The 21,166-nt window shown below is 73.1% G+C and carries 19 protein-coding genes; 12 read left to right on the top strand and 7 right to left on the bottom strand.

From position 1 onward, the window contains the following. Window positions 1-89 precede the first annotated feature (89 nt). The 3 genes from ABD841_RS01040 to ABD841_RS01050 are packed head-to-tail and all read right to left on the bottom strand — an operon-like array spanning window position 90 to window position 3,453. Window positions 90-1,697: a CocE/NonD family hydrolase gene (locus tag ABD841_RS01040; RefSeq protein WP_344966768.1), complete on the bottom strand. Its 1,608-nt coding sequence runs from the start codon at window positions 1,695-1,697 to the stop codon at window positions 90-92. 11 nt (window positions 1,698-1,708) lie between these two features. After that, entirely contained in the window at window positions 1,709-2,158 is a 450-nt protein-coding gene (locus ABD841_RS01045; protein WP_344966770.1) for a DUF3237 domain-containing protein, read from the bottom strand. After that, complete coding sequence (locus ABD841_RS01050; protein WP_344966772.1) at window positions 2,155-3,453, bottom strand: flavin-dependent oxidoreductase; 1,299 nt, start codon at window positions 3,451-3,453, stop codon at window positions 2,155-2,157. Before ABD841_RS01050 ends, ABD841_RS01045 begins: the two co-directional genes overlap by 4 nt. Window positions 3,454-3,525: 72 nt before the next feature. On the opposite strand from ABD841_RS01050, the gene ABD841_RS01055 reads away from it, so the two are divergent. Together ABD841_RS01055 and ABD841_RS01060 are read left to right on the top strand one after the other, a co-directional pair. After that, window positions 3,526-4,029: a MarR family winged helix-turn-helix transcriptional regulator gene (locus tag ABD841_RS01055; RefSeq protein WP_344966774.1), complete on the top strand. Its 504-nt coding sequence runs from the start codon at window positions 3,526-3,528 to the stop codon at window positions 4,027-4,029. Window positions 4,030-4,132: 103 nt separating this feature from the next. Next, a complete protein-coding gene (locus tag ABD841_RS01060; RefSeq protein WP_344966776.1) occupies window positions 4,133-4,882 on the top strand; it encodes a hypothetical protein in 750 nt (249 codons plus the stop codon). A gap of 122 nt (window positions 4,883-5,004) precedes the next feature. Here the strand turns inward: ABD841_RS01060 and ABD841_RS01065 are convergent, their stop codons facing one another. Genes ABD841_RS01065 through pcaD form a run of 3 tightly spaced genes read right to left on the bottom strand, consistent with a single transcriptional unit; the run spans window position 5,005 to window position 7,235 of the window. After that, window positions 5,005-5,394, bottom strand: a complete 390-nt coding sequence (locus ABD841_RS01065; protein WP_344966778.1) for an MmcQ/YjbR family DNA-binding protein — start codon at window positions 5,392-5,394, stop codon at window positions 5,005-5,007. Beyond that, window positions 5,378-6,454 carry a DUF2293 domain-containing protein gene (locus ABD841_RS01070; RefSeq protein WP_344966780.1) on the bottom strand — a complete coding sequence of 359 codons (1,077 nt, stop codon included), beginning with the start codon at window positions 6,452-6,454 and terminating at the stop codon, window positions 5,378-5,380. Before ABD841_RS01070 ends, ABD841_RS01065 begins: the two co-directional genes overlap by 17 nt. A gap of 40 nt (window positions 6,455-6,494) precedes the next feature. Beyond that, window positions 6,495-7,235, bottom strand: coding sequence for a 3-oxoadipate enol-lactonase (gene pcaD, locus ABD841_RS01075; protein ID WP_344967048.1), 741 nt, complete (start codon window positions 7,233-7,235; stop codon window positions 6,495-6,497). A gap of 159 nt (window positions 7,236-7,394) precedes the next feature. Between pcaD and ABD841_RS01080 the strand changes: the two genes are divergently transcribed. The 6 genes from ABD841_RS01080 (at window position 7,395) to ABD841_RS01105 (ending at window position 13,097) form a co-directional block, all read left to right on the top strand. Further along, complete coding sequence (locus ABD841_RS01080; protein WP_344966781.1) at window positions 7,395-8,207, top strand: class I SAM-dependent methyltransferase; 813 nt, start codon at window positions 7,395-7,397, stop codon at window positions 8,205-8,207. A gap of 72 nt (window positions 8,208-8,279) precedes the next feature. Then, window positions 8,280-9,176: a YihY/virulence factor BrkB family protein gene (locus ABD841_RS01085; RefSeq protein WP_344966783.1), complete on the top strand. Its 897-nt coding sequence runs from the start codon at window positions 8,280-8,282 to the stop codon at window positions 9,174-9,176. A 233-nt stretch (window positions 9,177-9,409) separates the two neighbouring features. After that, on the top strand, window positions 9,410-11,755 hold the full coding sequence (locus tag ABD841_RS01090; RefSeq protein ID WP_344966785.1) for a sensor histidine kinase: 2,346 nt from the start codon (window positions 9,410-9,412) through the stop codon (window positions 11,753-11,755). Next, on the top strand, window positions 11,724-12,161 hold the full coding sequence (locus ABD841_RS01095; RefSeq protein WP_425581930.1) for a roadblock/LC7 domain-containing protein: 438 nt from the start codon (window positions 11,724-11,726) through the stop codon (window positions 12,159-12,161). Before ABD841_RS01090 ends, ABD841_RS01095 begins: the two co-directional genes overlap by 32 nt. Beyond that, window positions 12,161-12,508, top strand: coding sequence for a DUF742 domain-containing protein (locus ABD841_RS01100; RefSeq protein WP_344966787.1), 348 nt, complete (start codon window positions 12,161-12,163; stop codon window positions 12,506-12,508). Before ABD841_RS01095 ends, ABD841_RS01100 begins: the two co-directional genes overlap by 1 nt. Beyond that, window positions 12,489-13,097 (top strand): GTP-binding protein, encoded by a 609-nt coding sequence (locus ABD841_RS01105; protein WP_425581927.1) that lies wholly within the window; start codon window positions 12,489-12,491, stop codon window positions 13,095-13,097. The genes ABD841_RS01100 and ABD841_RS01105 overlap by 20 nt, the downstream gene beginning before the upstream one ends. A 352-nt stretch (window positions 13,098-13,449) precedes the next feature. Here ABD841_RS01105 and ABD841_RS01110 read toward each other — a convergent pair whose 3' ends face one another. Beyond that, window positions 13,450-14,151, bottom strand: coding sequence for a TetR/AcrR family transcriptional regulator (locus ABD841_RS01110; RefSeq protein WP_344966791.1), 702 nt, complete (start codon window positions 14,149-14,151; stop codon window positions 13,450-13,452). 182 nt (window positions 14,152-14,333) lie between these two features. Here ABD841_RS01110 and ABD841_RS01115 point away from each other — a divergent pair, with 182 nt between their 5' ends. From ABD841_RS01115 to ABD841_RS01130, 4 genes are all read left to right on the top strand, one after another. Then, complete coding sequence (locus ABD841_RS01115) at window positions 14,334-15,569, top strand: acyl-CoA dehydrogenase family protein (RefSeq protein WP_344966793.1); 1,236 nt, start codon at window positions 14,334-14,336, stop codon at window positions 15,567-15,569. After that, entirely contained in the window at window positions 15,566-16,432 is an 867-nt protein-coding gene (locus ABD841_RS01120; RefSeq protein ID WP_344966795.1) for an SDR family oxidoreductase, read from the top strand. The genes ABD841_RS01115 and ABD841_RS01120 overlap by 4 nt, the downstream gene beginning before the upstream one ends. A 219-nt stretch (window positions 16,433-16,651) precedes the next feature. Then, the gene (locus ABD841_RS01125; protein ID WP_344966796.1) at window positions 16,652-20,140 is read left to right on the top strand and encodes an ATP-binding protein; all 3,489 of its coding nucleotides are present in this window, start codon (window positions 16,652-16,654) and stop codon (window positions 20,138-20,140) included. A gap of 181 nt (window positions 20,141-20,321) precedes the next feature. Then, window positions 20,322-21,053 (top strand): SDR family oxidoreductase, encoded by a 732-nt coding sequence (locus ABD841_RS01130; protein WP_344966798.1) that lies wholly within the window; start codon window positions 20,322-20,324, stop codon window positions 21,051-21,053. Window positions 21,054-21,166 lie beyond the last annotated feature (113 nt).

A 21,166-nucleotide genomic window follows, 5' to 3' on the forward strand; every position in this document is an offset into this window, starting at 1 on the left:
CGTCCGATCTCGCCCGGGGTGTCCGGGCAGGGTCTGCCCGAGGTGTCCGGGCGGGACCCGCCCGCGGTGTCCGGGCGGGTCCCGCGGGGTCAGCGGGGGACGATCGGCAGGGTGACGAAGGAGCCGGGGAAGACGGTCTGGTGCTGGACGACCATCTCGTCCTCGGTGGAGTCGGCCGAGGTGCGGCCGGTGCCGGGATTGCGGTCGAAGCGGGGGAAGTTGGAGCTGGAGATCTCCACCCGGATCCGGTGGCCGGCCTTGAAGACCTGGCTGGTGGCCACCAGGTCGATCACGAACTCGGCGGCCCGGCCCGGCTCGGTCCGGTTCGGGACGATACCGTCGATCACGCTCATCGCCCGGCCGCCGGGCCGGACGTCGACCAGTTTGGCCGTCCAGTCGGTGCTGACCGCGGAGGTCGCCGCGCGCAGCGTGACCCGGAGCGGGCCGGTCACCTCGACGTCGGCCGCGAGGACGGGGGTGGTGAAGCAGAGCACGTCGGGGCGGCGCTCCACCTCGCGCTGGTCCTGCGGACCGACGTTGGTCGGGTCGGCGAGCAGCAGCGGCCCGCCGACCGTGGGGACCGGGTCGCGGGGGTCGAACACGAACGTGGCCGGGTCCTCGGCGGGTCCGGGGGGCTCGGGTGAGAGCAGGCCGCCGGCGCGCAGGTAGTAGCGGGTCTCGACCGCGCGGGCGAGCGGCCACTCCTCCTCGTCCCGCCACACGTCGTCGCCCATCACGAAGATCCGCACGGCGGGGCCGGTGTCCGCGCCCCGCAGGAAGGCCAGCTGCCGGCCCTCCAGCTGCGCGGCCTGGGCCGAGGCGGCGAAGCCGAAGTTCACCGCGCCCGTGCCCGAGGCGCCCGGGCCGTGCGACCAGGGGCCGATGATCAGCGGGCCGCCGAGCCGCCGGCGGTTCTCCAGTGTCCCGGCCAGGAACAGGTCGAACCAGCCGGCCACGTGCATCACCGGCACCTCGATCCGGTCGTGCCGCAGGGTCTCGGCCAGCCCCTCCCAGTAGGCGTCGCGGGTCGGGTGCGAGATCCACTCCTCCCACCACGGGATGCCGGGGATGTCACGCAGCGGGAGCGTCCGCGCGGCCCCCGCCGGGTCGGCGATGAGCGGCAGCACGGTGCCGAACCCGGCCGCCACGTCCTCGCCCGCCGCGGCCCCGTGCATCAGGCCGAGCATCGCCTGCAGCGACCCCCAGTTGAGCGCCGAGCCCAGCGAGAACGCCCCGCCGTGGTACTTCAGCCCGTCGTGGAAGTCGTGCGGCGTCATCGACGCGAACACGGCCTTCAGCCCCGGCGGGCGCGTCGCCGCCGCCTGCAGGGCGCACCCGGCGAGGTAGGACATCCCCGCGGCCACGACCTCGCCGTTCGACCACGGCTGGGCGGTGATCCATGCGATGGTGTCGTAGCCGTCCGGGCCCTCGTCCAGCCAGGGCCGGAACTCGCCGTCGCTGCTGCCGCGTCCCCGGCAGTGCTGCAGCACCACCGCGAATCCCGCCTCCAGCGCGGGGATCTTCGGCGTTCCCCGCAGCGAGCCCTCCCCGTACGGGCTGCGGACGAGCAGGGTCGGGAACGGCCCGCCCGAGGCGGGGCGGTAGACGTCGCCGCGCAGGACCGTGCCGTCGCGCATCGGCATGGGGGTGTCGTGCTCGACGGTGAGGGGGAGCGGCGGACGGTCGAGCTTCGGCATCGGGGGGCTCCTCAGGTCAGGGTGTAGGCGTCGTAACGGACGGCGTGGGCCGTGCGGGCCCCCGAGGCCACGGCCAGGGTGCGGTTGAGCCACAGGTAGCGCTCGTCACCGGTCTCGAAGCGGCAGAAGAGCCGGAAGTAGTACTCGGCCGGGTCGACGGCCTCGCCCCTGGACAGGCGGTCCAGGACGGCGGGCGGGCCGTGCCGTACCCCGGAGGTGGAGATGTACAGGTGCGCGCCGTCGTGGGTGCGCAGGGTGTAGCGGGTGTCGATGCTGGCCATGCCGTCGGCGTGCAGGATCTGCCAGTCGGCGCCGCCGGGCAGCACGGTTCCCGACAGCCGGGGGCCCTCGAACGACCCGCCCACGATGTTGATCACCCGGCGGCGGCCCCACGGCGAGTCACCGAGGTCGAGGATCGGGTCGAGTTCGACGTGGAAGGCCGCGAGCGGTTCGAGGTTCACCGGGTCACGCTCCAGGACGGGCGCTCGTTGAGGGAGGCCGGGTCGAAGCCGGCCGTGCGTTTGTAGGACGCGGCGATCTCGGCCCGTTCCGCGAAGGGGATGACCTCCTCGACGTCGTCGAAGCCGCTCGGCGCCCGTTCGTGAGCGAGTTTCATCACCACCTCGGGTCCCATCTCCCGGTTGGCCAGTTGCAGCGCGGTGGTCGCCGGGCGGCGGGCGGCCTCGTAGGCGGCGAGGTCGCCGTGCGCCAGGGAGTGGGCGAGCACCCGGGCGTCGATGATCGCCTGGGAGGCGCCGTTGGAGCCGATCGGGTACATGGCGTGGGCGGCGTCGCCGAGCAGCGTGATGTTCCCCGATGTCCAGTACGGCAGCGGATCCCTGTCGACCATGGGGTACGCGTAGGCGCTCTCGGCGCCGGTGATGATCCCCGGCACGTCCAGCCAGTCGAACCGCCAGTCGGCGAAGTGCGCGGCGATCCGGCGGGGGTCCGCCGGACGGTTCCAGTCACCCCGGTCCGGGGCCTCGCCGTCCAGCGGACGCTCGGCGATCCAGTTGATCAGTGTCCGCTCGCCCACCTCGATCGGGTAGGCCACGAACTTCTGGGTGCCGTCCCCCGCCATGATCATGGAACGCCCGGTCAGGAACGGCTCGCCGTAGGTCGTGCCGCGCCACAGCACCAGCCCGTTCCACGGCGGGGGTCCCTCGCCGGGGAACAGGTGCGCCCGGACCGCCGAGTGGATGCCGTCCGCCCCCACCAGCAGGTCGTCCGGCCCGACGGGCAGGCCCAGCAGCTCGCCCGTGCCCGGGTCCGGCCCGTCCGTGTGACCCGTGCCGTCCGTGTGACCCGTGCCGTCCGGGTTGCCCTCCCGGCCGGGAGCGGGAACCGGAGTCGCGGAGGGGGCGGCGGCGCGGGCGCGGCTGCCGGTCCGCACGGCGTGCGGTCCCAGGCGCTCGATCACGGCCTCCAGCAGGACCATCTGCAGCCGCCCGCGGTGGACCGAGTACTGCGGCCAGGCGTATCCGGCGCCGAGACCCCGGGGTTCCGACCAGATCGGCGTGCCGTACCGGTTGAAGTAGGCCAGTTCCCCGGTGGGCACCCCGATCTCCGCCAGCCGGTCGGCCAGCCCGAGCTCGGTGAGCTCGCGCACGGCGTGCGGCAGGAGGTTGATGCCCACGCCCAGCGGCCGGATCTCCCGGGCCGCCTCATGGACGACGACGTCCTCGAACCCGGCGGCGTGCAGGCTGAGCGCGGTCGCCAGCCCGCCGATGCCGCCTCCGGCGATGACCACGCGCACAGACGCCTCCCCTGAATTGTTATGGCCATAACAATATTCACGTCGTGCCTCGCCCTGCGCAAGACTTGCCGGGTGGACAGAGCAGACCTCCGCTACGCCGCCTACGCGCGGGAACGCCTGGCGGCCATGCCGCCTCCGGCGGATGCCGCGGCCTTCGCGCTGGCCTACAACCTGCTCCAGCTCTCCTACCTGCTCGTCACGGACCTGGAGGCGCGCATCCACCGCCCGCGCGGCTGGACCCTCCCGGGCTTCCGCCTGATGTTCAAGCTCTGGCTGCTCGGCCCCACCCAGCCCGCCAGGCTCGCCGAGATCTCCGTCATGTCCCGTTCGGCGGTGACCAACGCGGTCAACACCCTGGAACGCGACGGCCTGGTCGAGCGCCGTCCGGTCCCCGGCGACCGGCGGGCCCTGGTCGTCGCCCTCACCCCGGCGGGCGAGGCGGCCGTCCGTGAGACGTTCGCCGAGCAGACCCGCAGGGAGCAGGAGTGGTTCGCCCCGCTCGACGCCGCCGAGCGGGAGCTCCTCACCGGCCTCCTCGACCGCGTCCTCGCCGCCCGCCCGGACGAGTCTCCCTGAGCCGCGGTCCGGGCCCCCGCCCGCCGGGTCACCCGTTCGGTGCCCGATCCGTCATCCGCGCGGGTGACGTCAGGCCGGGGTCCGGTTCGTCAGAATCGGTCCCATGGGGAAAGTGAGGCCGGAGGCGGCGCTCCGGGCGGGTTGGGACCTGGTCGTCGTCAGAGGAGTGGTTTTCCTGGCCGCGGTGGCGGCCTGCTGGCTGCTCCTCGGCATCGTGGCGGCCCTCGACATCCCGGTGTGGCTGGCGTGGGTGCTGGGCACGCCCCTCTTCATCGCGCTGGCCGCCGGTCCCATCGCCGCGATGATGAAGATCTCCGAGGACGTCCCCTGGGCACTCTGGGCGCTGCTGCCGTTCCTCGTCGTGCTGGGGGCCATGGCCATCGCCCTGCCGGGCGACCACTACCTGAGCGTGTTCGGCGAGCGGGTGACGGCGACCGTCGCGGACCGGGAGTGGGTGGAGACCTACTCGCGGAGGAGCGGTCGCGACCAGTACTACGTGTACGTCCTGCACGGCCCGGACGGGCAGGTGCTGGCGGAGGATTTCAGGACCTTGCACGACAGGACGCTGGAGGTGGGGGCACCGGTCGAGATGCTGGTCGACCCCCGGGGCGTGGTCGCACCGCGCGCACCGGCCGCGGATCCCGGCTTCGTGAGGATGCTCACCTGGGTCTCCGGGGGCTGGATCGTGCTGATGACGGTCGTGCTCAGCGTGATGGGCGAGCTGCGGCGCCGGGGGATGCGCCCCAAGGGCTCCGGCGGGCCGGGCGGCTCCGGCAGGCCGGGCGGGGCGCCGGGGGCGGGATCCCCGGGGAAGACCGGCGCCCCGGGGAAGAAGAGGCGGCGTGGCCGGTGACCGGGCCCTGTCGCGGAGGCCGGCCCGGGACGGACGGAGGGGACCGCCCCGTGTCACCGCCACCGCCACCGGGCGACGGTCCCGAGCGCGAGGCGGCCGGGCGGACCGTGCCGGGGAGCCGGTCAGCCGGCCGCGGGGGGTTCGTCGGCGGCGTCGAGCAGGGCGACGAGCTTCTTGGGAGCCACCGCCCGGTAGCTCTCCTCGACCCAGTCGAGGAGCACCTCGGTCTCCGGCGGCCGGCCGGTCAGCGGGATCGTCACCCACCCGGACCTGCCGAGGCCGTAGCCGGAGGGCCGGGCGCCCTCGACGGCCAGGGCGTGACCGTTGGACTCGGGGAGCTTCACCCCGACGGTCGGCCCCCACCTCTCGGTCGGCTCGTCGACGCCGAGGAAGAGGAAGATTTTCTTGTTGACCTTGACGACCGTGTCACCCCAGGGGTGGTCCTCGTAGGCCTCCGGCAGGCGCAGCGCGAACTCGTGCAGTGACCGCCGGATCTCACGCCAGTTCTCCATGGCGCCCATTGTGACCCCGGCCACCGACGGTTCCGCGCCAGTCGGCCAGCACCCGGTCGATGGCCGGGCGGATCCGCTCCCTGGCCTCGGCACGGGGCACCCCCGACATCAGCAGCCGGTCGTAGTCGGTGTCCAGATGGCGCACGGAGGCGATCACGGCCAGCGTGATCGCGTTCTCGTCGAGCACCTTGGCGGCGGCGGTCCGGCCGACCCGGCCGCTGCCGCGCTGCGCGGCGTGCCCGGAGATCTCCCCGGCCCGCTCGGGCGGGCAGCCGGGGAACAGCCGGACGATCTCCGCCGCCATGGCCGCCTGGAACTCCAGGTCCTCGCCGGCTCGCCGTACCCGGTCGCGCTCCCGGCGGCGCAGCCGCACCTCCTCGTCGGCCAGGCACTGCTCCTCGGCCCGCGCCAGCGCGGCCTCCTCGACGAGGATGCCCATCCGCTCGTAGCGCTTGCGCCGGCGGTTGAACCGGACCACCACGGCGGCGAGCCCGCTCTCCTTCTTCGCCCGGCGGCTGAGCGCGGCGTCACCGGCGGGCAGGAAGACCAGATGGTCCAGGTCGGCGCAGGTCAGGCAGTGCGGCCCGGCGCTCTCCATGATCAGGTATGGTCCGGTGCCGCCGCAGCCCGCGCACTCCCAGGGCTTCTCGGGCTCCACCACCGTCAGGTCGGGGGCCTTGCTCTGCCGCTCGGCGAGCTGCCGCCGCCTGGCCTCGCTCATGTCCGGCGAGATCCAGTGGACCCGGAAGGCGCTGTCGTCCCCGCTCGCGACGAAGCGCAGCTCCCCGCGGTCGCGGGCACCGGACACGTACGGCGTCGGGCTGGGGGTGAGCCCTCGCCCCAGCGCCCAGCGGCGCAGCGCGGCGACCGCGTCGGTCATCTTGGCGCCGTCGACGGCCGCGAGTTCCTCCAGCGTCGCGGCCCGGCCCTGCCGCCAGGTGTCGACGTGCCGCGCGTGCAGCCAGCGGAGCCCGGTCAGCACGTCGATCGCGGTGATGTACTTCCGCTGCGCGAGCGCGGCCTCGGCGGCCTCGGCGATCCGGCGTTCGAGTTTGCTCACCCGACAAGCTTGCCGCACCCGGGGAGGCGCGGAGCCCGGGTCAGTTCACGAGGAAGTGGCCGACCAGGAGCCGTGAGACCTCCTCGGGCCGCTCCACGTTCGCCAGATGGGCGGCCCCGGGCAGGACGGCCAGCCGGGCCCCCGAGATGCCCTCGACGATCCGCTCCGCGTGCTCGGGCGGCGTGGCGGGGTCGTCGGCCCCGGCTATCACCAGCGTGGGCGCCGTGATCGACGGCAGGTCGGGGCGGAGGTCCATGGCCCCGATCGCCTCGCAGCAGGCGGCGTACCCCTCCGCGGGAATCCCGGCGAGCATCGAGAGGTACGGCCCCCGCCCGGTGAAGGCCGGGGTGAACCAGCGGGCCGCGGCCGCCTCGGCGATCGACACGGTGCCTCCCGCGCGGACCGCCTCGGCCCGCTCGGACCAGGAGGCGGGCGTTCCCAGCTTGGCCGACGTGCACAGCAGGGCGAGCCGGTCGATCCGCTCCGGCGCGTGCGAGGCCAGCCACATGCCGACCATGCCGCCGAGCGACAGCCCGGCGAAGGAGACCTTCGACAGCTCCAGCGTGTCCAGCAGCTCCAGCACGTCACCGCCCAGGTCGGCGATCGAGCAGCTGCCGTTCACCGGCGACCGGCCGTGTCCGCGGTGGTCGAAGCGGACCACGCGGAAGTGCTCGGCCAGTTTCCCCACCTGCGGATCCCACATCTCCAGGGTGGTCCCCAGCGAGCCGGCCAGCACGACCGGCCGCGCGTCCGCGGGGCCGTCGATCTCGTAGTGCAGCATGTTCACCTGCCGAACATCAGTTCTTTATCCGGACACACTGTAGCCCAGAGGCCACCTTCTCCTGGTGAGGGTCCCCGGGGCGGCCGAAGGTCCTCCGTCTCCCGGCGGGTACGGCCTAGCATGCGGTCAAAATCGATGACTGCTGGGGGGATTCATCAGATGACCAGGCAGAACCGCGTCGCCGCGTCCGACTACGTGTTCGACAACGACGGGGACCACTCGGCCGACCAGCACCGCTATCTGGCCGAGCTTCTCGACCCGCTGACGTTCGAGCGCCTCGCGCAGACCGGCGTCACCGCGGGCTGGAACTGCCTGGAGGTCGGGGCGGGCGGCGGCAGCGTGGCCCTGTGGCTGGCCGGACGGGTGGCGCCCGACGGACGGGTGCTGGCCACCGACATCAAGCCGGGGCTGATCCAGGCCCGGCCGGGGCTGACCGTCGTCCGCCACGACATCGTGCGCGACCCGCTCCCGGAGGGGGAGTTCGACCTGGTCCACGCCCGGTTGGTGCTGAGCCACCTGTCCGACCGGCGCCGGGTCCTCGCGCGTCTGCGGACCGCGCTGCGGCCGGGCGGGTGGCTGCAGGTCGACGAGATCGACATCACCCGCTGGGTCGCGCCGCCTCTTCCCGGCGCGCGTGCAAGGAACGTGTACGGGGTCTACACCTCGACCATGGCCCGGATGCTGGCCGCCGCGGGCAGCGACCCGACCTGGGGCGGCGTCGCCGCCAGGGAGATCGCCGAGGCGGGGTTCACCGACGTCGACCCGGTGCGCTGGACCGAGACGTGGGGGCACGGCTCCGCCGGGATCGGCCTGCTGGTCAGCAACAGCCACCATCTGGAGGACCGCCTGCTGGAGGCGGGCATGACCCTCGACCTGCTCCACGAGGTCCGCGAGATCATGGCGGATCCCGGCTTCACCGCGCCCTCCTTCGCGATCCACTCGATCCTCGCCCGCAGGTCCGCGGAGGGCTGAGGGAGGGGTTCGCGGTCCGGGCCCGGGGTGCCCGAGGTGGTAGGCGGGCGAGCCGCGGGTAGAGGCCGGTGCATGACGGTCACGGAGTTCACCGGGCGGATCGCCGGGGCGTGGGAGCGGGCACGCCGTCGCCACGGCTGGCTGGACCACCTGGTACGTGCCGTCGTGCGCTACGACGAGGTGGACGCGGGACGGCTGTCGGCCGCGCTCACCTATTACTCCTTCTTCGCGGTGTTCGCGCTGGGCCTGCTGGGTTTCGCCATCATCGGGCAGTTCCTCCATGTCCCCGAGGTGCTGCGCACCGTGCAGGCGTACCTCGCCGAGACCTTCCCCCGGCTGGACGTGCAGGCGCTGCAGGACGCCAGCGGCGCGGCGGGGGCGATCGCCTTCGTCGGCCTGCCGATCACCGGCCTGTTCTGGATGGACACCCTGCGGTCGGCGATCAGGGCCATCTGGCGGATCGAGGAGTATCCGGGCCCCTTCGTCGTACGCCAGCTCATCGACCTCGGGGTGATGGCCGGGCTCGGGCTGCTGCTCTCGGTCTCGCTGGCGGTGGCCTTCGCCGCCGAGGCGCTGTTGAACTGGCTGCTCCTGCACACCGTGGGCGTCGAGGACACCGTGTCGCGGTGGCTCCTTTCGGTCGCCGCGTTCGTGCTCGGCCTGGGCGTCAACACCCTGCTGGCGGTCGCCCTGCTCAGCGCCCCGCCGCGGCTGCGGCTGCCGCTGCGCCGGGTGCTCGGGCCCGCGCTGTTCATCACCGTGGGCCTGGAGATCCTCAAGAGCATCGGGCAGTTCTACCTCGAACTGACCGCCGGCAACCCCGCCTACCGCGTCGTCGCGGGCGCTGTCGGGATGCTCGTCTTCCTCAAGATCCTCAACCAGTTGCTCCTCTTCGCCGCCGCCCTCACCGCCACGGGCGACGGGGACGGCATCGTCGATCTGGCGGGTTCCCGTTCCCGCTCCCTGTGACGTTCCGCGCCGCCTGGTCGTCCGCGGCGTGGCCGCGTCAGGGGTTCGTGAGGCTGCGGTACTCGAGAGTAATGAATTGATACTCAATTTTCGCTTCGCTGGCTTGAAGCGCTGTATGTCCGGTGGGCATAGTGTGACGAATCACAAGCCCCCAGTCGCGGTGCGGGCCGCGGGATCGATCCGTGCCCGCGGCTGCCGGTCACGAGCAGGAACCCGCGGATTGGACAAGAAGTATGAGTTCCCCCCCGCCGATCCGCTCCAAGATCCTTAGAATTCTGGTCATCCCCCTGGTGTCCCTGGTCGCCCTGTGGGGTTTTCTCGCCTACTCCACCCTCTCGCAGATCGCCGGTTTCTCCCAGACGCAGAGCCGCTGGGAGGTGCTCGGGGAGCCGATCCGGCAACTGACCGTCGAGATTCAGCGGGAGCGCCAGCTCTCCGCGGCGGCGGCCGGCCGCACGGCTCAGAACAAGCCGCTCTCCGACCAGCGGCGGGTCACCAACGGCAAGGTGGACCTGGTGCGCCAGGTGATCACGTCCGCCGAGGGCTACGCGCCGGACAACGCCCCGACCGACGTGCGGGCCCTGGAGTCGGCCATGGACGGGCTCGTCCGGGTGCGAGCCTCGGCCGACAGCGGCGTGATGACCCCGATCCAGGTGATCGACGCCTACAACGCGTTCATCACCGTCGCCAACCGGCAGTTCGGTGAGACGGACGCGATCCTCGACGTCTCGTCCTTCCGGACCCTCCGCGGCCTGGGAGCCTACGGCAACGCCGCCGAGTACCTGGGCAGGGAGCACGCCGTGCTCACCGTCGTGCTGGACCAGGGCACGATGTCGCCGGCCGAGCACGCCGCCTTCGTCGCGGCGATGACCAGCCGGCGTGCCAACCTGGCCGACGCCGAGCGGGACATGGGCGCCGAGCTGCGCGCGCACTACCAGGAGCACGCTCGCGACGAGGCATACCAGCGGCTCCAGGCCGCCGAGGACAAGATCTTCGCCTGGGATCTGAGCGGGAAGCCCCCGGTGGACGCCGCCGCGTGGCGGGCCGACGCCGAGTTCGTCCTGGGCTCCTTCAACCAGCACGTGCAGCAGGAGTTGCTCCACGCCGCGGAGCGGGGCGAGGACATCCAGGCGGAGACGCTCCTGCGGGTCATACTGATCGTGGGCCTGGGCCTGCTCGCGGTGATCGTCTCCATCCTGGGCTCGTACCGGTTCGGCCGCTCCATGATCGTCGAGCTGAGGCGGCTGCAGACCTCGGCCGTGGAGCTGGCCGAGGAGCGGCTGCCCCGGCTGGTCCAGCGGCTGCGCAAGGGCGAGGAGGTGGACCCCGCGGCAGAGGCCCCCGACCTGGACCCGGCGGACACCGCCGAGATCGACGGGGTCGTGCACGCGCTCTCCGCCGTGCGGCGCACCGCGGTGGAGGCCGCGGTCGGCCAGGCGACGCTCCGCAAGGGCGTCGGCCAGGTCTTCCTCAACCTGGCCCGGCGCAACCAGGCTCTGCTCCACCGCCAGCTCACGCTGCTGGACGCGATGGAACGCCGTGTCGAGGAGCCGGACACGCTGGAGGACCTGTTCAAGCTCGACCACATGACGACCCGCATGCGGCGGCACGCCGAGAACCTGATCATCCTGTCCGACGCGGCCCCCGCCCGCCGGTGGCGGGACCCGGTACCGGTCTTCGACGTGGTGCGCGGCGCCGTGCTGGAGGTCGAGGACTACACCCGCGTCACCGTCCTCCCGATGCCGCAGGCGCCCCTCCTGACGGGCAGCGCGGTCACCGACGTGATCCACCTGATCGCCGAGCTGGTGGAGAACGCCACCGTCTTCTCGCCGCCGAACACCGTGGTGCACGTCCGGGGCATGACGGCGGCCAACGGGTTCGCGCTGGAGGTCGAGGACCGCGGTCTGGGCCTGAACCCCACCACCCTCGACGAGCTCAACGCCAAGCTCGCCGAACCACCGGAGTTCGACCTGGCCGACAGCGACCGGCTCGGCCTGTTCGTCGTGGCCCGGCTCGCGGCCCGGCACGGGATCAAGGTCGTGCTGCGGCCCTCGCCCTACGACGGCACCACCGCGATCGTGATGCTCCCGCCCAACCTGCTCGTCACGTCCGGGACGACCCCCGTACAGGCCGAGCCGGAGCGGGACGTCCGGGTCGGCGCCCCCCGCCCGCGCCGGCCGGTCCGGGGGGCGCTGAGCGCGCCGCGGCCGCGGCCGCGGATCGTCTCGGCGCCGCAGGACCGGCTGGTGGCCCGCGCCCCCGACCGCTCGGAATGGTTCGAGACCCGGCCGCGGCGCGAGAACCCTCCGCCTCCCGCGCCCGTACGCCAGGCCGTACAGGTCACCGACGACGACCTCGACGGCCTCCCGGTGCGGGTACGGCAGGCTAGTCTGGCTCCTCAGCTGCGCCGGGCGCCCGTCCAGGAACAGCGCGACGTCTCCGTCCGGTCCCCGGAGGAGCTCTTCACCCTCATGTCGTCCATGCAGGAAGGCTGGCAGCGGGGACGCGGCCAGGCCGAGCAGGACGAGGACATGCGGCATGGAAAGGATGATCACCCCGATGGCCGACCCCAGATCTGAACTCAGCTGGCTGCTCGACGACCTGACGCAGCGCGTCCCCGGGATCCGGCACGCCATCGTGCTGTCCGCCGACGGGCTGGCCATGGGCGGCTCTCGGGAGCTGACCCGGGAGGACGCCGAGCACCTGTCGGCCATCTCGGCGGGCAGCCACAGCCTCGCGCTGGGTGCCGGACGGCACTTCGGCCTCGGCGGCGTACGGCAGACCATCATCGAGATGGAAGGCGGCTTCCTGTTCGTCACCGCGGCCGGGCAGGGCGCCCGGCTGGCCGTGCTGGCCGCCGCCGACGCCGAGCTGGGCATGGTCACCTACGAGATGGCGCTGATGGTCAAGCGCGTCGGCGAGCACCTGTCCGCGCAGCCGCGAGGTGCCGCCCCCGCCCCCGCCTGGAACGGTGCCCAGCCGTGATGGACGAGGATCCCGGGCCGCTGGTCAGGCTCTTCGGGCTGACCGGCGGCCGTGCGCGCCCACTGGGGGAGAGCTTCGACCTGGTGGCCATCGTGACGACCGTCGACATACCGTCGGAGCCTCTCGGACTGCTGCCCGAGCACTTCGAACTGTTGTCGTTGTGCCGCAGGCCCACCCCGGTGGCGGACGCGGCGTCGCACCTGAGGCTGCCGCTCAACATCATCCGCGTGCTCCTCGGCGACCTGCGGCGTGAGGGCCTGGTCACCATCGACCGGCCCCAGCCCGCGGCGCAGACGATCGACGAACGCATCTACAGGGAAGTGCTGCATGGGATACGCGGCCTTTGAGCCGGGCCGGACCGCGGTCACCGCGCCGCCGATGGCCATCAAGATCCTCGTCGCCGGTGGCTTCGGGGTCGGCAAGACCACCCTGGTCGGCTCGATCAGCGAGATCAGGCCGTTGCACACCGAGGAGCTGCTCAGCGAGCGCAGCGTCGGGGTGGACGATCTCGAGGGTGTGGAAACCAAGATCACAACTACCGTGGCGCTGGACTTCGGCCGGATCACCATCCGGGACGGGCTCTGGCTCTACCTGTTCGGCACCCCGGGACAGGACCGCTTCTGGTTCATGTGGGACGAGCTGTCGCTCGGCGCGCTGGGCGCGGTCGTGCTCGCCGACACCAGGCGCCTGCAGGACTGCTTTCCGGCGGTGGACTACTTCGAGCAGCGCGGGCTGCCGTTCGTGGTGGCGGTCAACTGCTTCGACGGGGCCCGGCGGCACGACCCGGCGAAGGTGCGCAAGGCACTGGGCCTGGAGGGTGTGGCCCCGATCGTCCTCTGCGACGCGCGCAGGCGCGAGTCGGTCAAGGAGGTGCTGACCACGCTGGTCACCTACGCGGTGGGGGGTGCCTTCCAGGACGCCCCCGTGGGCGCCTGAGGACACTCGCGCGGGTCGTGAGGTGTTCACCCGTGTCCGGCCCCGACCCGGTCCGGACGGTTCCCGCGAGCCGTGAGGGCGTTCCCGCGAGCCGTGAGGGCGTTCCCGCGAGCCGTGGGGGCGTTCCCGCGAGCCGTGAGGGCGTTCCCGCGAGCCGTGGGGGCGTTCCCGCGAGCCGTGAGGGCGTTCCCGCGGGCGCCTGACGGCCCGCGCCCGTTGTGGCCCATTCGTGGGTTCGCGCCGGCTTGGCTCGCTCGTGGGTCCGTGCCCGTTGTGGCTCACCCGTGGGTCCGTGCCGGCTGTGGCTCACCCGTGCCTCGGCGGCCCTTCCGGCGAGTTCTTACGCGCGTTCTCAGCGCGCGTCCCCCGTCCCGTTCCCGCCGTCCGCCCGGCCGCGCTCCCTGTCGCGCTCGCCCAGCAGACGTGCGGTCTCCTCGGACACCTCGGTGGCCAGGACGGCCGAGACGACGTCGATCAGGTGGCTGGTGAAGAGCCGGTCGTCCTTGCCCTCCGGCCCGGCGGCCCGGCGGGCGAGCTCCACGTACGTCACCCGGATGGCCATGAAGCGCTGGTGCAGCCGTCGCACGGCGATCTCCGGGAGGAGCGGGGCGACGAGCTCGCGCCACCGGTTGATGCTCTGGCCGGGGTCGCCCTGCACGGCGCGCAGCGCGGGCAGGTCGCCGCGGTGGACGAGCTGCTCCATGATCCGCAGGTAGGCGCGGCCGCCGTCGGAGTCGGCCAGTTTCGTGGCCATCGGCCGGACCAGTGCGGCGGCGAGGGTGCGCCGGGCCTCGGCCGCCGGCAGCTCGCCGCGTGACTCGTACTCGTCGAGCAGCTGGTGGCGGCGTGCCTCGATCTCCGGGTGGTGTTTGGCGAGCACCGCGGTCAGCAGTCCGGCGCGGTCGCCGAAGTGGTACTGCAGCGCGGTCGAGTTGCGTTGGCCGGCGGCCGTGTTGATCTCGCGCAGCGACACGCCGTCGATGCCCCGCTCGGCGAACAGCCGCTCGGCCGCCGCGACCAGCCGCTTACCGGTGGTCTCCGGGTTCGGGGGCATGGGCGCTCTCCTGGCTCTTGCTGGTGGATGTCCCACTCGCTAGGGTAATAATGCATTTGCATCAAATCATCAAGCAGTCGCATCAGGGGCGGCTGCACTCGGCAAAGAATAGAAGCCGCGTACGCCTGACGACCCTCTCGACCTGGTAGACCACCCCGCAGACCACCGGTAAGGGGAGCCCCATGGCCATCGACTTCACCCTCGCCCCCGAGCACGAGGAGATCCGCCGGCGCGTGCGGACCTTCATCCAGGAGACCGTCGCCCCCGCCGTCAGCGGGTTCGACGACGAGGAGAGGGTCACCAGCCGTGACGAGTATCTCCGCGTCATCTTCGGCCTCCGCGAGAAGGCCCGCGCCGAAGGGCTCTGGCTGCCGCACATGCCCGAGGAGTGGGGTGGCATGGGCCTCGGCCACGTCGAGCTCGCCATGGTCCAGTCGGAGGCCGCCAAGACCCGCCTGGGGCCGTGGATCCTCAACTGCTCGGCACCCGACGAGGGCAACATGCACACGTTGCTCCACTGGGGCACCGAGGAGCAGAAGGAGAAGTACCTCAGGCCGCTGCTCGACGGCGTGAAGATGTCGTGCTTCGCGATGACGGAGCCCGAGGTGGCCGGTTCCGATCCCACCCTGATCCGCACGCACGCCGTCAAGGACGGCGACGAGTGGGTCATCAACGGTCACAAGTGGTTCATCTCCAACGCCCGCCGCGCGAGCTTCGCCATCCTCATCGCCCGGACCGAGCCCGACGTCCCCGAGGGGTCGCGGGGGGCCAACACCGCGTTCATCGTCGACCTCCCCCAGGAGGGATGGAACGACGTCCGGGAGATCGAGACGATGCACGGCTCCACCGGTCACAGCGAGATCGTCATCACCGATCTGCGGGTGCACGACAGCCAGATCCTGGGCGGTCGCGGCAACGGCCACCGGCTCGGCCAGTACCGCCTGGGTCCGGCCCGGCTGGCGCACTGCATGCGCTGGATCTCCCAGGCCGAGACGGCGCTCGACATGATGGTCGACCGGGCGCTCAACCGCTACAGCCACGGGTCGCTGCTGGCCGAGAAACAGGGGATCCAGTGGATGATCGCCGACTCGGCCATGGAGCTCTACCAGTGCAAGCTCATGGTCCTGCACGCCGCCTCGAAGATCGACAAGGGTGAGGACTTCCGCACCGAGGTCTCGATGGCCAAGCACTTCGTGGCCAACAGCCTCAACCGGATTGTCGACCGGGCGATCCAGGTGCACGGCGCGCTCGGCTACTCCACCGACACCCCGCTGGCCAAGATGCTCCAGCACGCCCGCTGGGCCCGCTTCGCGGACGGTGCCGACGAGATCCACCAGATGCGCATCGCCGAACGCACCATCGCCGCGTACCGGAGCACCGGCTCCACCAGCGCCGCCACGGGAGGGCTGCCGCTTTGAGCACGGAACAGACAGGCGCGGAGCGCGCCGGCGCCGCCGGAGGGCTCGCCGCCGGCGGGGCGGGGCTGCTCAGCGGGCTGGGGGCACGGCTCCCGGAGGGAGCGGTCAACACGGTCCGCAGCGACCGGCTGGCGGGCAAGGTCGCCCTGGTCACCGGGGGCGGCAACGGCATCGGCGCCGGGGTGGCCCGGCGGCTCGCGGCGGGCGGCGCCCGGCTCGTCCTGGCCGACGTCGACGACGCCGCGGGCAAGGCGCTCGCCGGCGAGCTCGGCGCGACGTACGTCCACTGCGACGTCTCACGCCTGGAGGACAACGAGGCGGCCGTGGCCACCGCGGTCGAGCGGTACGGCAGGCTCGACCTCGCCTTCCTCAACGCGGGCATCGCCTCCGGCTGCGGCCTGGGCGAGGACTTCGACATCCGGCGTTACCGCCTGGCGATGGGCGTCAACCTCGACGGCGTCGTCTTCGGCGCGCACGCCGCGATCCCGGCGCTCCTGGCCGCCGGCGGCGGCACGATCGTGGCGACCGCCAGCATGGCCGGCATCGTCGGGATCCCGTCCGACCCCATCTACGCCGCCAACAAACACGCCGTCGTCGGGCTCGTCCGCTCGCTCGCCCAGGACCTCCAGCCCCACGGCATCGCGGTGCAGGGGCTCTGCCCGTCGTTCGCCGACACCGCGATCCTCGGTGAGGGAAAGGCGACGCTGGAGCAGATCGGCTTCCCGATCCTCGACGTCGAGACCGTCGTCGACGCGTTCTTCCGGCTGCTCGACAGCGGCGGCACCGGCGAGTGCTGGTTCGTGATCCCGGGCCGTGAGAGTGAGCCCTTCGCCTTCCGCCGCGCCCCGGGGCCGCGCGTGTGAGGCGGCTTTTCACCGCGATCCGGGGCCGCGCGTGTGAGGCGGCTCTCCGCCGTGATCCCGGGTCGTGCGGGTTCTCCGTCGCGCCCCGGGCCGCGCGGGTTCCCCGCCGTGGTCCGGGGCCGTGCACGGGACGCCGGTGGCGCATATGGCAACTTTCCGGCTTTTCGGGTTAACGTCGCTTCGTATCCGGTCGACGGCGATCCCCTGGACGTGCGAAAAGTGGACATACGAGTACTCGGGCCGCTGGAGATAGTCCGGGGCGGGCAGATCGTCATCCCGGCACCGCACAAGGTGCGGATGCTCCTGGCCGTCCTGGTGCTCGCCGAGGGCCGGCCGATCGCCCCGGACGTCCTGATCGACCGGATCTGGGGCGACGACGCCCCCGCCGAGGCCATGGCGTCCCTGCACTCCTACGTCTCCCGCCTGCGCCAGGTGCTGGAGCCCGGTCGCCTGCCGCGGTCTCCCAGCTCCTTCCTGCAGCTCGGCCCCGCCGGGTACTCCCTGCGCGTCGATCCGGACGGCGTGGACGCCGGCAGGTTCACCGCCCTGGTGGCCCAGGCGGAGAAGGCCGTGACCGGCGGGGACCCCGCCGGTGCCGAGCGGGCGGCCCGCGAGGCACTGGCGCTGTGGCGCGGCGAGCCGTACGCCGACCTCGACGGCCGGGAGTATGCCGCGGCCACCCAGGCGCGGCTGTCCGAGCACCGCAACCGCGCCCGCGAGCTGCGGGTCACGGCGGCCATGGCGCAGGCCAGACACGCGGAGGTCATCGGGGAACTGGAGGCGCTCACCCGTGACCATCCGATGCGCGAGCGGTTCTGGGTGCTGCTGGCGCTGGCGCTGTACCGTTCCGGGCGCCAGGGCGACGCGCTGGAAGCGCTGCGCTCCGCGCGCAGGATCCTCGCCGAGGAACTCGGCATCGACCCGGGTGAGGAACTGCGCACTCTCGAACTGAACATTCTGAACCAGGCGCCGGTGCTGCGCCTGCCCGCCGGGGCCGCCCTGCGCGGAGCCGCGGCGGGAGCCCTCCCGGGCCTCGGCCCGGACGTCGATCCGGTGCTCGCGGGCGGGACGGCGGTGGGCGGGCGGGCCCCCCGCCCCCGCCGGACGTCGCCGGTCGGCCGCCGGGCCGAGATCGTGGCGATCGGCCGGCTCCTGGACGGCGTGCTGCGGGACGGACCGGGCTTCGCCCTGGTGACCGGCGAGCCGGGCATCGGCAAGACGAGGCTGGCCGAGGAGACGGTGGCCCTCGCCCAGGAGCGTGGCTTCCTGGTCGCGGTCGGCCGGTGCGCCGCCATCGAGGGCTCGCCGGCGTTCTGGCCGTGGACGACCGTGCTGGAGCGGCTGGTCGACACGCTGCGCGAGGTGCCCCCGCGGGTGCGGGCCGACCTGCCCGGAACGGGGACGGCGACCACCGCCGACCCCGAGGGCTCCCGGTTCAGGGCCTACCACGCGGCGGGGCGGGTGCTCGCCGCCGCGGCGGCGCAGCGGCCCGTCGCCGTGGTCCTCGACGACCTGCACTGGGCCGACCCGTCGTCGCTGCAGCTCCTCCGCTACCTCGCGGAGACCTTCGACGGCGCGCCCGTGGCACTGATCGGCACCGCCCGCGACCAGCCTCCCCGGCCGGCCGCCCTGGCCGGTGTCTTCGAGGCGTTCGCCCGCCGCGGGGCCGTGCGGCTGGCGCTGACCGGGTTGAGCGCGGCCGACCTGGCGGCACTCGTGCCGTCCGGCATCGGCTCGCCGGAGATGCTGCGGGCCCTGCACGACCGCACCGGCGGCAACCCGTTCTTCGTCACCGAGCTGGTCCGCTTCGCCGAGATGGGCCACGACCTGCGGGGACCGCTGCCGCTCGGCGTTCGCGACGTCGTGCTCGGCAGGGTCGGCCGACTGCCGGGCCCGACGGCCGATCTGGTGGGCGCGGCCGCGGTGGTGGGGCGGGAGTTCGACGCCCGGATCCTCGCCGAGGTCGCCGGCCTGGAGCTCGACGAGACACTGGACCGCCTCGACGCGGCCGTCTCCGCGGCGGTGATCGTGGAGGACACCGCCCGGCCCGACAGGTTCCGGTTCGTCCACGCGCTGGTCCAGGAGGCGCTCGCGGAGGCGCTGGCCCCCGTCCGCCGCGCCCGGCTGCACGCCAGGGCCGGCCGGGCGCTGGACGCCGCGGGCGGGGACCCGGCCGCGTCCGCGCACCACTGGCTGCTCGCCGCCGGCGCGGGGCACGCGGGCACGGCGTGGCGGGCGGGACGCAGGCCGGCGGCGTACGCGGCCCGGATGCGCGCCTACGACGCGGCCACCGACCTGCTGGAGCGGTCCCTGAACGTCGCCGAGGCCGACCCCGGCCTGGAGCCGGCCGACCGGATGGAGCTGCTGTTCGCGCTCGCCGACGCCCGGTACGGCGCGGGGGACCCCGCGGGCCAGCGGGCGGCCCTGGACCAGGTACGACGGATCGCGCGGGAGACGGGGGACCGTACCCGGTGGATCGCCGCCGCCACCGGGTACGGCGGCCGGATCGTCCGCCCCTGGGAGGCGTCCGCCCGCTACGACCCCGACCTCGTCGCCGAACTCCGGGAGCTCGCCGGCCTGCCCGACCTGGGCGACGCGGACCGGGCCAGGGTGCTCGGCTGCCTGGCCGTCGACATGTACTACCAGCCCGGCTGCCCGCCCGCGGAGCGGGAGCGGCTGAGCGCCCTGGCCGTGGAGCACGCGCGCAGGACCGGTGACCCGGAACTCGTCGGCAGGGCGCTCAACTGCCGTTACATCGCCCTGATGCACCGCGACACCGCCGGGCCCCGGATCGCGGCCGCCGAGGAGATGGTGGAGGCGGGGCGGACGACGGGTGACGACGAGCTTCTCGCCGTGGGGCTGGTCTACCTCAGCGGCGCGCTGCTGGAGGCCGGGGCGGCCGAGCGGGCCCTGGCCCCGCTGGACGAGGCGGCCGCGCTCGCCGAACGGCTCACCGTGCCCTACCTCGTGGTCGTCATCGGCTGGCTCCGCCTCGGCGTCGCCGTGATCAGGGGTGACCGGCCGGCCGCCGAGAAGATCTTCCAGGCCGCCACCGAGCAGCACCGCGTCACCTCGATGGGCTGCGTGGAGGAGAACACCTTCAACGGCTGGTTCATGCTGACCCTGGACGACGCCTGGAACGGCCGGGCCGCGAACGCGGTGCTGGACGGGCTGGGCGACTACGACCGCCCGTTCGGCGACGTGGTCCGCGAGGCGCACGCGCTGTTCCTGCTGCTGATGGGCCGGCCCGACGAGGCGCGCCGGCTGCTCGGCCCGTGGAGCCGGCAGCCGCCGGTCCTCGATGACTTCATGTGGGCGCACCGGGTCGCCGTACGCGCCGAGATCTGGTCACGCCTCGGCGATCCCGAGGCGTGCGCCGACCTGTACGCGATGGCCCTGCCGCACGCGGACCGGATCGCCATGAGCGGGCTGAGCCTGGTGCTGTGGCCGATCGGCCGGTCGCTGAGCCGCCTGGCCCGCGTCATCGGGAATCCCGAGGCGGCGGTCGAGCACGGTGAGCGCGCGCTCGCGCTCGCGGAGACGCTGGGCGCCGACAACCTGGTGGTGCTCACCGGCCGGGAGACCGCCCAGGCGCTCAGGGAACGGGACGCCGACGGTGATCGGGAACGGGCCGCGGAGGTCGAGAGGCGGGCGGATCTGGCCGCCGCCCGCGTGGCGGCCCTGCGAGCCGCGCCCCTCCCCGCGTGAGCCGTGCCGGGTGAGACGCGCCGGGCGAACCGTGCCGGGTAACGGCGTCAGGTGAACGGCGCCGGGTGAGCCGTGCCGCCCCGCGGGCGCTTGGGATCCACTTGATGTGATCTTCCAGAGTCGTTCAAGAGCTCCGGGTGAGTCTGGCCGCGTAACCAGCTCACCCATGGAGGAGAACGTCATGGCGGAGAAGACCGTCGCCCTGGTGACCGGGGCCAACAAGGGGATCGGCATCGAGGTGGCCCGCGGGCTCGGCCGCGGTGGCGCGACCGTGCTCGTCGGGGCCAGGTCGGAGGAACGGGGCGCGGCGGCCGCGGCCGTGCTGGCGGCGGAGGGGATCGACGCCCGGTTCGTCCGGCTCGACGTCACCGACGAGGCGTCGATCGAGGCCGCCGCGAAGTGGATCGAGGACGAGTACGGGCGGCTGGACATCCTGGTCAACAACGCCGGTATCTCGCACCCGGCCGACCACGCCGGGCCGAGCTCCACCCCGGTGCCGGTGCTCAGGGCGATGTACGAGACGAACGTCTTCGGCGTCGTCGCGGTCACCAACGCGCTGCTGCCGCTGCTGCGCCGCTCGGCGGCCGGCCGGATCGTCAACGTGTCCAGCGAGCTCGCCTCGCTGGCCATGGTCACCGACCCGTCCAGCGTGTCGTACCCCTTCAACATGCTGGCGTACAACTCGTGCAAGACCGCGCTGAACGCGGTGACCGTGGCCTACGCCAAGGAGCTCGCGAGCTCCGGGATCAAGGTCAACGCGGCCAATCCCAGCCACTGCGCGACCGACATGAACGGCAACACGGGGCACCGCACCGCCGCCCAGGGCGCGGTGGTGGTCACGCGGCTCACGACGATCGGCGCCGACGGCCCCACGGGCGCCTTCGTCGGCGAGGACGGTCCGCTGCCCTGGTGAGCGCCGGGCCAGCCGTCCGACCGGCCGTTTCATGCTCTTCCGCGCGGAGGGCCTGCGGTCCGCTCCGTACCCTGCGGTTCCGGTTCCCGCGCCGGCCGGGACCGGTGGTGGGC

Origin of the sequence: Streptosporangium fragile, assembly GCF_039534445.1 — a bacterium.
Lineage (GTDB): Bacteria > Actinomycetota > Actinomycetes > Streptosporangiales > Streptosporangiaceae > Streptosporangium > Streptosporangium fragile.

Bases quoted from the DNA above. Each gene is read 5' to 3' on its own strand.
- ABD841_RS01040 (WP_344966768.1), bottom strand. From the start codon at position 1,697: ATGCCGAAGCTCGACCGTCCGCCGCTCCCCCTCACCGTCGAGCACGAC.
- ABD841_RS01060 (WP_344966776.1), top strand. From the start codon at position 4,133: ATGGGGAAAGTGAGGCCGGAGGCGGCGCTCCGGGCGGGTTGGGACCTG.
- ABD841_RS01065 (WP_344966778.1), bottom strand. From the start codon at position 5,394: ATGGAGAACTGGCGTGAGATCCGGCGGTCACTGCACGAGTTCGCGCTG.
- pcaD (WP_344967048.1), bottom strand. From the start codon at position 7,235: ATGCTGCACTACGAGATCGACGGCCCCGCGGACGCGCGGCCGGTCGTG.
- ABD841_RS01080 (WP_344966781.1), top strand. From the start codon at position 7,395: ATGACCAGGCAGAACCGCGTCGCCGCGTCCGACTACGTGTTCGACAAC.
- ABD841_RS01085 (WP_344966783.1), top strand. From the start codon at position 8,280: ATGACGGTCACGGAGTTCACCGGGCGGATCGCCGGGGCGTGGGAGCGG.
- ABD841_RS01090 (WP_344966785.1), top strand. From the start codon at position 9,410: ATGAGTTCCCCCCCGCCGATCCGCTCCAAGATCCTTAGAATTCTGGTC.
- ABD841_RS01095 (WP_425581930.1), top strand. From the start codon at position 11,724: ATGATCACCCCGATGGCCGACCCCAGATCTGAACTCAGCTGGCTGCTC.
- ABD841_RS01100 (WP_344966787.1), top strand. From the start codon at position 12,161: ATGGACGAGGATCCCGGGCCGCTGGTCAGGCTCTTCGGGCTGACCGGC.
- ABD841_RS01105 (WP_425581927.1), top strand. From the start codon at position 12,489: ATGGGATACGCGGCCTTTGAGCCGGGCCGGACCGCGGTCACCGCGCCG.
- ABD841_RS01110 (WP_344966791.1), bottom strand. From the start codon at position 14,151: ATGCCCCCGAACCCGGAGACCACCGGTAAGCGGCTGGTCGCGGCGGCC.
- ABD841_RS01115 (WP_344966793.1), top strand. From the start codon at position 14,334: ATGGCCATCGACTTCACCCTCGCCCCCGAGCACGAGGAGATCCGCCGG.
- ABD841_RS01130 (WP_344966798.1), top strand. From the start codon at position 20,322: ATGGCGGAGAAGACCGTCGCCCTGGTGACCGGGGCCAACAAGGGGATC.